12 protein-coding genes and 3 pseudogenes are annotated in these 13,193 nt (G+C 39.8%); 10 read left to right on the top strand and 5 right to left on the bottom strand.

What is annotated here, in order from left to right; translation table 11 throughout:
* Nucleotides 1–15 precede the first annotated feature (15 nt).
* From DYD17_RS06490 to DYD17_RS11345, 5 genes and pseudogenes are all read left to right on the top strand, one after another.
* Nucleotides 16–1,665, top strand: a complete 1,650-nt coding sequence (locus tag DYD17_RS06490; protein WP_115252924.1) for a sensor histidine kinase — start codon at nt 16–18, stop codon at nt 1,663–1,665.
* 3 nt (nt 1,666–1,668) lie between these two features.
* Nucleotides 1,669–2,463, top strand: coding sequence for a response regulator transcription factor (locus tag DYD17_RS06485; RefSeq protein ID WP_115246079.1), 795 nt, complete (start codon nt 1,669–1,671; stop codon nt 2,461–2,463).
* Nucleotides 2,450–3,499: an extracellular solute-binding protein gene (locus tag DYD17_RS06480; protein WP_003051115.1), complete on the top strand. Its 1,050-nt coding sequence runs from the start codon at nt 2,450–2,452 to the stop codon at nt 3,497–3,499. Before DYD17_RS06485 ends, DYD17_RS06480 begins: the two co-directional genes overlap by 14 nt.
* Before the next feature lie 95 nt (nt 3,500–3,594).
* Nucleotides 3,595–4,101: a YkgJ family cysteine cluster protein gene (locus tag DYD17_RS06475; protein ID WP_115246077.1), complete on the top strand. Its 507-nt coding sequence runs from the start codon at nt 3,595–3,597 to the stop codon at nt 4,099–4,101.
* A gap of 160 nt (nt 4,102–4,261) precedes the next feature.
* Nucleotides 4,262–4,830 (top strand): annotated as a pseudogene (locus tag DYD17_RS11345) (sugar O-acetyltransferase).
* Between the two features lie 287 nt (nt 4,831–5,117).
* On the opposite strand, the gene DYD17_RS06465 reads toward DYD17_RS11345, so the two are convergent.
* The 3 genes and pseudogenes from DYD17_RS06465 to DYD17_RS06455 all read right to left on the bottom strand — a co-directional run bounded on the left by DYD17_RS06465 (nt 5,118) and on the right by DYD17_RS06455 (nt 6,763).
* Nucleotides 5,118–5,375, bottom strand: a complete 258-nt coding sequence (locus DYD17_RS06465) for a thioredoxin family protein (protein WP_003051110.1) — start codon at nt 5,373–5,375, stop codon at nt 5,118–5,120.
* Nucleotides 5,376–5,384: 9 nt separating this feature from the next.
* A pseudogene (locus DYD17_RS06460) lies at nt 5,385–6,381 on the bottom strand (permease).
* A 61-nt stretch (nt 6,382–6,442) separates the two neighbouring features.
* On the bottom strand, nt 6,443–6,763 hold the full coding sequence (locus DYD17_RS06455) for an ArsR/SmtB family transcription factor (protein ID WP_003051109.1): 321 nt from the start codon (nt 6,761–6,763) through the stop codon (nt 6,443–6,445).
* Nucleotides 6,764–6,932: 169 nt separating this feature from the next.
* On the opposite strand from DYD17_RS06455, the gene DYD17_RS06450 reads away from it, so the two are divergent.
* The 4 genes and pseudogenes from DYD17_RS06450 to uvrC all read left to right on the top strand — a co-directional run bounded on the left by DYD17_RS06450 (nt 6,933) and on the right by uvrC (nt 11,795).
* Complete coding sequence (locus DYD17_RS06450; RefSeq protein ID WP_003051107.1) at nt 6,933–7,640, top strand: YjjG family noncanonical pyrimidine nucleotidase; 708 nt, start codon at nt 6,933–6,935, stop codon at nt 7,638–7,640.
* Between the two features lie 77 nt (nt 7,641–7,717).
* Nucleotides 7,718–9,094 carry an NAD-dependent succinate-semialdehyde dehydrogenase gene (locus DYD17_RS06445; protein WP_003051105.1) on the top strand — a complete coding sequence of 459 codons (1,377 nt, stop codon included), beginning with the start codon at nt 7,718–7,720 and terminating at the stop codon, nt 9,092–9,094.
* Between the two features lie 55 nt (nt 9,095–9,149).
* Nucleotides 9,150–9,949 (top strand): annotated as a pseudogene (locus DYD17_RS11340) (Cof-type HAD-IIB family hydrolase).
* Nucleotides 9,950–10,010: 61 nt separating this feature from the next.
* Nucleotides 10,011–11,795 carry an excinuclease ABC subunit UvrC gene (gene uvrC / locus DYD17_RS06425; protein ID WP_115252921.1) on the top strand — a complete coding sequence of 595 codons (1,785 nt, stop codon included), beginning with the start codon at nt 10,011–10,013 and terminating at the stop codon, nt 11,793–11,795.
* A 53-nt stretch (nt 11,796–11,848) separates the two neighbouring features.
* Here uvrC and DYD17_RS11165 read toward each other — a convergent pair whose 3' ends face one another.
* The gene (locus tag DYD17_RS11165; protein ID WP_236593279.1) at nt 11,849–12,016 is read right to left on the bottom strand and encodes a hypothetical protein; all 168 of its coding nucleotides are present in this window, start codon (nt 12,014–12,016) and stop codon (nt 11,849–11,851) included.
* Nucleotides 12,006–12,161, bottom strand: coding sequence for a thiamine pyrophosphate-dependent enzyme (locus DYD17_RS11160; RefSeq protein WP_003051090.1), 156 nt, complete (start codon nt 12,159–12,161; stop codon nt 12,006–12,008). The genes DYD17_RS11165 and DYD17_RS11160 overlap by 11 nt, the downstream gene beginning before the upstream one ends.
* A 373-nt stretch (nt 12,162–12,534) precedes the next feature.
* Here DYD17_RS11160 and DYD17_RS06415 point away from each other — a divergent pair, with 373 nt between their 5' ends.
* Entirely contained in the window at nt 12,535–13,137 is a 603-nt protein-coding gene (locus tag DYD17_RS06415; RefSeq protein WP_003051089.1) for a nitroreductase family protein, read from the top strand.
* Nucleotides 13,138–13,193 lie beyond the last annotated feature (56 nt).

The following is a 13,193-nucleotide window of genomic DNA, read 5'->3' as shown; positions in this document are numbered from 1 at the left end:
TGTAAGGAGATACAAATGCGAGGTAACCAGGTGGAAGAAAAGTTTAAACAACGATTGCAAAAGGACATTTCACGGCATTTTTCTTACCAATCACTCATGTTATCAGTGCTTTTGATTGGTCTTTTTGTCATTTTCTCTTTAGCCCCACAGCAAATTGGCTTGTACCGCGATGTCAATACGATTTCGGACCGTTACCACCGTTTCGTGACTAAGCAAGAGGCCTTGTTAGAAGACTTAGGAATAACGAGTGTTGAGCCTTTTCTAAATGGTAGCATTAGCGCTGAAGAGTTGAGCAAACACTATTTTCATCTTCGGCAAACAAGTCAACTGTCAACTGATTTTTTTATCTTTTCTCAAAACCAAACCCTTTTGTTTGCTAGCAATCCCCATTTGGGTTCTTTTTTGAGCAAGTCGGTTTATATCCAGGAAGTTTTGGCAGGAGCAAAGACCAAAAAGCCTTTCTTTAGAATAACCATGGATAATGAAGAAGGTCATTATCTGATAGTGATTAAGCCAATAATCAGCCAAGAAAAAGTTAAAGGGCATGTCTTTTTAGTCATGAATGGTAAAGATTTTCTCCATCCAAGCAAGACCTTGACCTCTGATTTGGTCATTGCAGATCGACTAGATAATACTTTTACCTTTACCAACCGTGATTTTATCACTTCCAGTTTGGATAAGGTTAATAGCTCCTTGTTGCAAGATTACTTTGTTTTCCAAAATCATCGTGCCTTTGTCGTGAGAAAAGTAGCGCTGCAAGGAAATCTCTGGTTATACATGTACCGTCCGCTGATTCCAATTACGTCAGTTGTCTTGTTCTCGCTCATTTCTTCCCTTATTATCTTTGTGATTTTACAGCGCAAATCGAGTGGCTTGGCCAATCGTATTGCAGCTAAAAATTCGATAGCCATCAATCAAATGGTTCAAGAGATGGGAGCTATTTCTCGCCAGGAAAAAAGTCGGATTGACTTAGATAGCCAAGACGAGTTTCAATATTTATCTGGCCAGATTAATCACATGGTGGAACAATTACAGGAACTACATGACAAGACCTTGGCCTTGGAAACGCAAAAATTAGTGTTTGAAAAACGGATGTTGGAAGCTCAGTTTAATCCTCATTTTCTCTACAATACTTTAGAAACCATTTTAATCACTAGCCATTACGATCCAGTTTTAACTGAAAAAATTGTTATTCAGCTCACCAAATTACTGCGGTATAGTCTGACAGATTCCACCAAACCTGTCCTACTCAAAGATGATTTAAGTGTGATTGATTCTTACTTGGTCATCAATCAGGTGCGTTTTGAAGAATTACAATACTGTTTTCACCTCTCGCCAGACCTTGAAAACCTCTCTGTGCCAAAGTTGTTTTTACTCCCTTTGATTGAAAATGCTATAAAATATGGATTAAAAGAACGTCACGATGTCCGGATCGAGATAGCTTGTTATCGCAAAGACAATCACATTGTCTTTGCTGTGAGTGACAACGGCACAGGGATATCACCTCAAAAGCAATTAACCATTCGAGAACAACTGGAAGCGGCAGAATCTCATCATGGATTGGTTAATTCTTACCGTCGTCTCAAACATCATTTTTCAGAAGTGTCATTGGTGTTTGTCCAAGAAGACGACCAGTTCACTGTCAGCTATTATGTGAAGGAGTAGTCAATGTATAAATTAGTGATTATTGAAGATGAACATATTATCCGAAAATGGCTGCGCTACGCCGTTGACTATGAGTCTTTAGGAATTGTCGTTGTAGGCGAGGCCAAAGATGGTAAAGCAGGTGCTACCTTAATCCGAGAGTGTCAGCCACATATTGTCCTGACAGACATCAACATGCCCATCATGACCGCATTTGACATGTTTGAAGAGACCAGGGAACAGAACTATGCCAAAATTATCTTATCTGGCTATGCCGATTTTCCTAATGCACAATCAGCCATTCATTATGGTGTTCTGGAATTTTTAACCAAACCGATCGAAAAAGCTGCTCTTTGGGATTGTCTTCAAAGCATCGTTGATCAGATAGAAAGTCAAAAGAAAGCAGGCAGACAGGAAAGTTCCTCTCTCTACCTACCTTTACCCCAGGTGAATGATCAGTTTCCTGACATTGTCAAAGCTATTCTGGATTGGGTACATGAGCATTTTCAAGATAAAATTACCACAGGTCAATTGGCTCATGAGTTGGGATATAGTGAAAGTTACCTTTATCAAATCGTAAAAAAACACCTTCAAATGACTTTGAATGAGTACATCAACCAATACCGCATTAACCAGGCCATTCAACTAATGGAAAAAGAGCCGGACTTAATGGTATACCAAATAGCAGAAGCAGTTGGAATTTATGATTATCGTTATTTTGACAGGGTATTTAAAAAATACCTTGGCCAGACAGTCAAAGCTTTTAAAGAACATCATTTTCTGAAAACACACGAAGGAGTATGTCATGAGAAAACCTAACTGGAATTGGAGGATTAGCCTGGTTCTTGCGATTCTTTTCTTTCTTCTTGGCATTTGCACCCTTGCCAATTTGTCACCGTCTAGAACATTACCATCAAAAGAACTCGTGATTTTGAGTCCGAATAGCCAAACGATTTTGACCGGAACCATCCCTGCTTTTGAGGAAAAATATGGGATTAAGGTTAAGATTATCCAAGGAGGGACTGGCCAGCTCATTGATCGCTTGCGCCAGAAGAGAAGTTCATTGAAAGCTGACATTTTCTTTGGAGGCAATTACACGCAATTTGAAAGTCATAAACACTTATTTGAATCTTACCTGTCTCCTGAGGTAGCGACAGTTCTTCCAGATTACCAATTGCCTAGTGATAGAGCCACTCCATACACCATAAATGGCAGTGTCTTGATTGTGAATAATGAATTGGTACAAGGACTTAGCATCACAAGCTATGAAGATCTCCTTCAACCAGCTTTAAAAGGAAAGATAGCTTTTGCTGACCCGAATAAGTCTTCCAGTGCTTTTTCGCAGTTAACAAATATATTACTTGCTAAGGGTGGCTATACTCATTCAGAAGCTTGGGATTATGTGAAGCAGTTGCTCATCAATACCAATTCAATGAGGGCTGCTAGTTCGTCGGATGTCTACCAATCTGTCGCTGCAGGAAAGATGATTGTTGGTCTAACCTATGAAGACCCTTGCATTAATCTCCAAAAGAGCGGCGCCAACGTTTCGATTGTCTACCCTAGAGAAGGGACAGTGTTTGTCCCTTCATCTGTGGCCATTGTCAGAAATGCTCCAGCGATGGAAGAAGCCAAGTTGTTCATTAATTTTATGCTTTCTCGAGATGTGCAACATGCGTTTGGTCAGTCAACCAGTAACAGACCCGTTCGGCAAGACGCTCAGACAAGTCATGACATGAAACCACTTGAGGAGATTACTACCCTAAAAGAAGATTATGCCTATGTGACCAAGCATAAGAAAAAGATATTAAATACCTACAACCAAATGGTGAAAGATTTGGAGAATATTAAAGAATGACTGGACGGAGAACTGTTTCAGTCTTGGAAAAGAGGCTTTAAAGCCTTTTTTCTATGGTATAATAAAAAGGAAGTTCTGTTAAGAAAGTCAGAATTATGTCATCAAAAACCATTGATATTGAAAAATACCATCAACTAGCTTTGCAACGGCAGGCTGAACACCGAAAGTTTTTAGCAGCCTTAAAGAAAAAACCACCTAAACATCTCGATAAGATTGTCCAAGACATTCATCAAGAAGTTTTTCAAGAGATTGATTGCATGGCCTGTGCTAACTGTTGTAAAGATTTAGGGCCTGACTTGACAGAGGCTGATATTGTCAAAATTGCCAAGCTCTTTCGGATGAAGTTGGCAACCTTTGAAAAAACTTATTTGCACGTCGATGAGGATGGTGATAAGGTTTTCCAGTCCATGCCTTGCCCGTTTTTAGGCGGGGACAATCTTTGTAGCATTTATGATGTGAGACCCAAAGCCTGCCGAGAATTCCCTCACACAGACCGCAAAAAAATCTACCAGATTAATCATCTCACACTCAAGAATACCTTGATTTGTCCAGCAGCTTACGAGTTTGTGGAACGCTTAAGGAAGCGTTTAGACAGTTGTTAAATCTCATGAGAGGGGCGGTTTGTCTCTAGTTTTCATCGGGAAGTATCTGCTAAATGGACACCTTGCTTCTTATCAGAGTGACTGGCATAGACGGGTGACTTTTCAATGATAAAAGAAGGAGCAAGTAGTATAGTAACTATATACTAAAAAGGAGTACCTAATGACAACAGCATTTGAGAAAATGAATCGTGGCGAATGGTATGATACTAATTTTGATGCTGAACTCATTCAAAAACGCATGGAAGCACAAGATCTATGTTTTGATTTAAACCAATTAAAACCTAGTCGAGAAGAGGAGCATTATACTATTCTAAAATAACTCATGGGGCAGGCCTTTGATGGTTTGGTCCTGCTTAATCCTTTTATGTGTGATTATGGCACAAATATCATTTTTGGGAAGAATTGTTTTGTGAATAGTAATTGTTACTTTATGGATGGTGCAAAGATTAATCTGGGAGACAATGTCTTTGTTGGTCCTTCGACAGGCTTTTACACGGCGCCAATCATCCTTTAGACTATAAACACCGCAATGAGGGTCTGGAAAAGGCGTTACCAACTACAATAGGTGATAATGTCTGGTTTGGTGCGAATGTCAATGTCATGCCTGGTGTCACCATCGGCAGTGGCTGTGTGATTGCTTCAGGTTCAGTCGTCACTCATGCTATCCCGGCTAATTCCCTCGCAGCTGGTGTCCCTTGCCAAGTTGTGAGAGAAATCGAACAGGAGTAGCCAATTGGAGCTAAATCAGTACTGACGTCGAGAACTAGTTGGACGCTATTTTTGTCGTAATCATATTTCTAGAACGAACAAGAACAATAAGCCATCTCAGAATCAGAGCTTGCAAAGCATTGAAACGATAAATAACCATAATAGACGTCAAAAGGCCTGGACTACAAGTGAACGGACTCTTAATTGTTAGATATTTATCTAACTTTTGGAGCCTCAATCAACGTCCATGGCCTTTTTGCAATTGTTGAACTGATCAAATCTGATGTCTATCAAAGAGTTGGTCAAGCTTATGACTGGTAACTGTTGCGAAGAATGGTTTTAATATCTTCAACTGTCAATACTTTGCCAGAAGAAACAACCTCCTCGTTCAATACTAAAGCCGGGGTCGCCATAACACCATATTTAGCAATCTCGGTAAAGTCTTTTTCGTGTTCAATGGTTACTGGGACACCTTCTTCTTGAGAAGCTTGTCTCACATGTTCTTCTAGAAGATTGCATTTTTTGCAACCAGATCCTAACACTTTAAAAATGGTTTGAGTCATCATGAATTCCTCCTAAATGATGAGATATTGTAACATATTAAATAAATAACCTACTAAAACAATCCCCAGAGTACAAATAGCGATAAAAGTACCTAGTAGACGTGGCTTAACAGCTCTTTTCAACATAATGAGAGATGGTAGGCTGAGAGTTGTAACTGCCATCATGAAAGCCAAAACAGTTCCTAACTGCGCGCCCTTACCTAACAAGGCTTCGGCGATGGGTATTGTTCCAAAAATATCAGCGTACATAGGCACTCCGATAACAGTGGCAAGGATGACTCCTAAAGGGTTATGGCTGCCTAATATGCTAGTTACCCAATGATCTGGGATCCAATTATGAATAAGGGCGCCGATACCAACCCCAACTAAAATATAAGGAAAGACTTTTTGAAAGGTCTCAATAACTTGTTCCTTAGCAAAGGTTAGCCGATCTTGACAGGATAATTTTTTTAATGTGCCATTAGTCAACGGTGCATTCTTGATAAATTCTTCTACATATTTTTCCATCCCTAGCGCTTGGATGAGTCGACCACCAAGAATGGCAATTACCAAGCCAAGGATAACATTAAAGACTAGCAACTTTTGCTCCAAAAATACTCATTAAAAGAACTAAACTGCCTAAGTCAACCATGGGAGATGAAATCAAAAATGAAAAAGTGACACCAACTGGAAGTCCTGCACTGGTAAACCCCATAAAAAGTGGAATGGAAGAGCAGGAACAAAAAGGGGTTACTGTCCCTAACAGCGCTGCTATCTAGTTAGCTGTTAGCCCATTAAATCGAGTGAGTATACGACGACTACGTTCGGGTGGGAAGTAGCTTTGAAGGTATGAAATGCTAAAAATCAAAACGCCAAGTAGAATAGTGATTTTAATCACATCGTAAAAGAAAAACTGTAGGCTTCCTCCTATCCTTGATGATAGCTCTATTCCCAAAGAGGAGAGAATTTTTCCAATTAGCTCATTTAACCATTTCATTCCTAGAATGTGTTCTTGTACAAATAACCACATGCTTCCTCCTTTTAAGTGACATCAAATATTTTTGATTTGTTTTCTAAAATGAAAGCCATCCTCACGATGACTTTTGTCGACATTCACAATTGTTAGAGGAAGGATCATGAAGGGATAGAATATCATTTAGTAGGTCAACTGCTTCTTGGCCAGCGGCAGCACTCAGGCTATAATGTTTCCATTTCCCCTTTTGTCTACTCCTTACAAGTCCAGATTGGCACAAGATTTTCATATGATAGGATAGGGCAGATTGTGCAATGCCTAGCTCTTCTATTAACACACAGGCACAGGTTTCACCATTTTTTAAATACTCTAAAATAGTAAGACGATTATTATCGGCTAGTGCTTTAAAAATCTGAATGCCGTTATGATAATTACTCACTAGGATTTCCTCATATCAATTTTATTTGATTTGTTTCTTGTTTTCAGTTTACTGCTAATATGTTCACTTGTCAATTGAAAAAATGAGAATAACTTGGATTATTCAGGTCACGCCTTAAACCAATTTAAGGGCGTGGTATAATAGGGTTATCACTAGTGAGGAGATTACTTTGACATATACACACCTTTTTTTCGATCTTGACCACACCTTACTGGATTTTGATGCGGCAGAAGAGGTTGCCTTGACCAAGTTGCTAGAAGAATATCAAGTTACTGATATTAAGGCCTATAAGGACTACTATAAACCGATGAACCAAAACCTGTGGAAACAATTGGAGTATGGAGGTATTAGTAAAGTAGACTTGATTAATTCTCGTTTTGCTCTGCTATTTGCTCATTTTGGAGTGACGGTTGATGGTAGGGAGTTAGCAGAAGCTTATCAAAAGCATTTAAAGCATCAAGGGCAAGTTTATGTTGGTGCTAAGGAACTGTTAGAAAAACTAGTCGCCAAAGGCTACAACCTATATGTGGCAACCAATGGCATCGCAACAATCCAACAAGGTCGATTGGAAGCATCTGGTTTGGTGCCTTACTTCAAAGCCATTTTTATTTCGGAACAGTCGGGTAGTCAAAAACCTAACAAAGCTTTCTACGATTGGATGACCCAGCAGGTTCCTCATTACCAACCTGACCAGGCTGTGATGATTGGCGATAGCTTATCGGCTGATATTCAAGGGGGAATTAATGCTGGCATGGATACCTTATGGTACAACCCAAAGCATCTCCTGAATAACAGCCCTGTTCATCCGACTTATGAGGTGTCAGATTATCAAGCCCTGCTGACCTCTATTATGGGAACAACTGACAATAGCCTTTAAAAATAGCGTAGTCATTTTTTGAAATCGATTTCGATTTCTGATAGACTAAAGGTATTAAGCAAAGGAGGCTATATATGATGGCTTATCAAACAATTTACCCTTATACAAATGAAGTCCTTCATGCATTCGACAACATGACCGACCAAGGTGTGGCAGATGTTCTTGAAAGAGCTCACCTTCTCTATAAAAAATGGCGTCAGGAAGATCGTTTAGAAGAACGTAAAGCCCAGCTTCATCAAGTGGCTAATATTCTTCGTCGTGACCGAGACAAATACGCTGAAATCATGACCAAAGATATGGGAAAACTGTTCACAGAAGCCCAAGGTGAAGTAGATCTTTGTGCTGATATTGCTGATTACTATGCTGATAAGGCAGATGAATTTTTGATGTCTACGCCACTAGAAACAGATTCTGGTCAGGCTTACTATTTGAAACAATCAACAGGTGTTATCCTAGCTGTTGAGCCTTGGAATTTTCCTTACTATCAAATCATGCGGGTTTTTGCGCCAAACTTTATTGTTGGGAACCCAATGGTTTTAAAACACGCGTCCATTTGCCCACGCTCTGCCCAATCTTTCGAAGAATTAGTTCTTGAAGCTGGTGCTGAAGCAGGTAGTTTTACCAATCTGTTTATTTCTTATGACCAAGTGTCACAAGTGATTGCTGATAAACGTGTGGTTGGTGTCTGCTTGACAGGTTCCGAACGTGGAGGAGCTAGCATTGCAGAAGAAGCTGGTAAAAACTTGAAAAAAACAACTCTTGAATTGGGTGGCGATGATGCCTTTATTATCCTTGATGACGCGGATTGGGATCAATTAGAGAAGGTTCTTTACTTCTCTCGTCTCTACAATGCAGGACAAGTATGTACCTCATCGAAACGTTTTATCGTGCTTGACAAAGACTATGACCGTTTCAAAGAATTATTAACAAAAGTCTTCAAAACAGCTAAATGGGGTGACCCAATGGATCCCGAAACGACGTTGGCACCATTATCATCAGCTCAAGCTAAAGAAGATGTTCTTGACCAAATTAAGTTGGCCTTGGATCATGGTGCGGAACTGGTTTATGGTGGTGAAGCGATTGATCATCCAGGTAATTTCGTCATGCCAACCATTATTGCTGGCCTCACAAAAGACAACCCTGTTTACTACCAAGAAATCTTTGGACCAGTTGGTGAAATCTACAAAGTATCTTCTGAAGAAGAAGCGATTGAAGTGGCGAATGATTCTAACTATGGTCTTGGAGGTACTATCTTTAGTAGCAATCAAGAGCATGCGGAAGCAGTGGCTGCTAAGATTGAAACTGGTATGTCCTTTATCAACTCAGGCTGCACTAGTCTTCCAGAGCTCCCATTTGGTGGGATTAAAAATTCAGGCTATGGCCGTGAATTGAGTGAGCTTGGTTTTACCTCTTTTGTAAACGAACACCTTATCTACACCCCAAATCAACAGTAATTTTTCAACCCCTAAGGACATAGTGCTTGTTTTTAGGGGTTCTTTTGGAGATATTATGGACATTAATGTTTTTGCAACAGATATGGATGGCACTTTTTTGACAGATGCTAATGATTATGACCGTCAGCGCTTTGCCCATGTTTTTGAGGCTTTACAGGGGCAAGGGAAACGCTTTGTTGCCATCAGTGGCAACCAATACGACCAAATCAAAGGATTTTTCAAAGACTACGCTGACTAGATAACGATAGTCAGTGAAAGTGGTGCCTACATCGTTGAAAATGGAAAGGTGCTGGTTAGTTATCCTTTGAATCGAGAGGTGGTTGAGAAGGTCTTTACTTACTTGGAGGAGCATCAGTTTAGCCAAGAGGCTATTATTTGTGGAGAGACCGCTGCCTACCTTTTAAGCAGTGCAGCATCTGAAACCAAAGTTTTTTTCAAGACCTATTACACTGCTTTAGAAGAAGTTGATGATTTCAGCAAGTTACCAGACAATGCTTTTTGAAGTTTTCGTTTAATACCCCTGAGGAGGAGACCATAAGGATTGTTGAAGAGCTCAATCAGCAGTTGGGAGATAAAGTGGCTGCTGTTTCTTCTGGTCATGGCAATATTGATGTTATTGGAAAAGGGGTTACTAAAGGGACAGCCCTGACTTATTTATTGCATAAATGGCAATTAGAACCTGATCAATTAATGGCGTTTGGAGATGGCAATAATGACCTTGAGATACTTCGTTTAACCGTGCATTCTTACGCCATGACGAATGCCAGCGATCAGGTAAAGGAAACGGCACACTTTGTGACCATGTCAAATAACGATTCAGGTGTTCTAAGCGTGATGGAAAAAGAATTACTTTAACCAAGGAGCCCTAGGGCTCTTTTTTGAAGTCAAAAACCCAAATTTTTGATAAACTAGTAGCATGAATGAACTGATTAAACACAAGCTAGAACTCTTGCCAGATAGCCCTGGTTGCTACTTGCATAAGGACAAAGAGGGAACCATTATCTATGTAGGCAAGGCTAAGAATTTGAAGAACCGAGTGCGGTCTTATTTTCGTGGTAGCCATGATACCAAGACAGAATTATTGGTGTCTGAGATTGCTGATTTTGAATTTATTGTCACCGAATCAAATACTGAAGCCCTCTTGCTTGAAATCAACTTGATTCAAGAGAACATGCCCAAATATAATATCAAGCTCAAAGATGACAAGTCTTATCCTTTTATCAAAATCACCAATGAGACCTTTCCTCGCCTGCTCATTACGAGACAGATTAAGAAAAATGACGGCCTATATTTCGGACCCTATCCAGATTCGTACACCGCTAACGAAGTGAAAAAATTGCTGGATCGTATTTTCCCTTTTAAGAAATGTAAAAACCCTGTCCATAAGGTTTGTTTTTATTACCATTTAGGACAGTGTTGTGCTCATACCATCTGCCATACAGATAAGGCTTATTGGGATGGTCTGGTAGAGGATGTCAAACACTTTTTGAATGGCAAGGATGATAAGATTATTGATGGGCTGCGGGCAAAAATGTTAGCAGCTTCTGAGGAAATGGCATTTGAACGTGCTGCTGAATATCGAGATTTGATTTCAGGTATTGCCACCATGCGCACTAAGCAGCGGGTGATGAGTAAGGACTTGCAAGACAGGGATATTTTTGGCTACTTTGTTGATAAGGGATGGATGTGTGTCCAAGTTTTCTTTGTACGTCAAGGGAAATTAATCCAGCGGGATGTCAACCTCTTTCCTTACTACAACGACGCGGAAGAAGATTTTTTAACCTATATGGGGCAGTTTTATCAAGATAAACAGCATTTCATCCCCAAAGAAGTCTTTATTCCAGAAGCTATTGATGAAGAACTAGTAGCCGCTATTGTGCCAACAAAAATCATCAAACCAAAACGAGGTGAGAAAAAACAATTGGTGGCTTTGGCGACCAAGAACGCACGCGTTAGCCTTCAGCAGAAATTTGATTTGTTGGAAAAAGATATTAAGAAAACTAGCGGTGCCATTGACAATCTAGGCCACTTGTTAGGGATTGACAAGCCAGTCCGTATTGAGGCTTTTGATAATTCCAATATTCAAGGGACAAGCCCTGTAGCGGCTATGGTTGTTTTTCTTGACGGGAAACCTAATAAGAAAGATTATCGTAAATTTAAGATTAAAACAGTGGTGGGCCAAGATGATTATGCCAGCATGAGGGAAGTGATTTTTCGAAGGTATAGCCGTGTTAAACATGAAGGACTGGTAGCTCCTGATTTAATCATCATTGATGGTGGGCTAGGGCAAGTCAATGCGGCCAGAGAAGTGATTGAAGACCGACTAGGATTAACTATTCCTATTGCGGGCCTGCAAAAAAATGATAAGCACCAGACCCATGAATTGCTCTTTGGCAAGCCACTCGAGGTAGTCCCCTTACCCCGTAATTCAGAAGAATTTTTCCTCTTGCATCGCATCCAAGATGAGGTGCACCGCTTTGCGATTACTTTCCACCGACAGGTTCGCAGTAAAAATTCATTCTCTTCGAAATTGGATAAGATTCCAGGACTAGGTCCGAAGCGCAAGCAGATACTGCTTAAACATTTTAAAACCATGACAGCCATTGCGGCAGCTAGTCCAGATGAGATTCATTCTTTAGGGATTCCTAGAGCGGTGGCATCAGCTGTCCATCAGCATCTGACAGACAGTCAGCAAAGTTAATCACAATTAAAAACGCCTGAAACATTTCTGTCTCAGACGTTTTTCTTTTTATCTTAGTGACTTTGAACGTCTTTCAATAGCTGACTAAATGATAACAATCCTTGGGTTTCGTAAGTTTCTGTGAACTGACGCACGAGGTCAGTATCGTATGTTTCTGACTTCAAACGTAACTGATCCACAGGAAGATGACGATTGTTAGCGATTTCAACGTCAATTACCACAGGACCAGTAGCCCCCTTGAGCTTCTTGAAAAGCCGTTTTGAATTCTGCTAAACTATGAACCGTAAAGCCCTTAGCGCCCATGGCACTAGCAGCTTTAGCAAAATCAATATCCATGAGGTCAATGCCAGAATGGGGTTGTGGCATATCGTCTTACTCTGCTTCAATAACTTTTATCATCGCATCAGATGCTTTTATCTTACTCATACGAATGTCCTCATTTAGCTAATGACAAAACACGATCTTGAAGGAAAGTCGTGTTACAATTCAGATAGCTGGATACCCTGTAGAGATATTTCCCTAACTGAGGTGAATTGTAGCAGACTTTCCTGTTGGTCAGTCTTAATATTATTCTGATATAGATATCTTACTGCTCAAAAAGAAATAAATCAAAAAATTTAAGCTAATTAGTAATAAAAAATAGAAATGTCGTGAAATTGTGATTTTCAGAAGGCTTTAAACACTTTTTATGGTAAAATGAAAGGGTATTAAAAATCAGAATTAGATAGGAAGTTTTGAGATGAAATTTCTAGAATTGAACAAAAAACGTCATGCCATTAAGACCTTTAATGACAAGCCAGTTGACTATAATGACTTGCGAACGGCGATTGAAATTGCGACTCTAGCACCTAGTGCTAACAATATTCAACCATGGAAATTTGTAGTGGTTCAAGAGAAAAAAGATGAGCTTGCTAAAGGCTTACCGCTAGCAAATAAACTTCAGGTAGAACAGGCTCAATATGTGATTGCCTTATTTTCAGACACTAATTTGGCCTTGCGTTCTCGTAAAATTGCTCGTATTGGTGTCAAATCATTGCCAGACGACTTAATTGGCTATTACATGGAAACATTGCCACCACGATTTGCTTCGTTTAACGAGGTTCAAACAGGTGAATATTTAGCTATTAATGCTGGTATTGTGGCTATGAACTTGGTGTTAGCTTTGACGGATCAAAAAATAGCATCTAATATTATTCTTGGTTTTGATAAGTCAACAACCAATGAGATTTTAGACATTGATCCGCGTTTCCGTCCAGAATTGCTGATTACAGTTGGTTACAGTGATGAAAAACCAGAACCTAGTTATCGTCTACCCGTTGACGAAGTGATTGAAAGAAGGTAATTATTATCTACATCGTCTCACGCTGTTAGCATCAGCTGATAAATACTTCTTAATGG

This window comes from Streptococcus dysgalactiae subsp. dysgalactiae (assembly GCF_900459225.1).
GTDB lineage: Bacteria > Bacillota > Bacilli > Lactobacillales > Streptococcaceae > Streptococcus > Streptococcus dysgalactiae.
The sequence above is the reverse complement of the archived record's forward strand: the minus strand, read 5'-3'. Positions and strand labels throughout refer to the sequence as shown.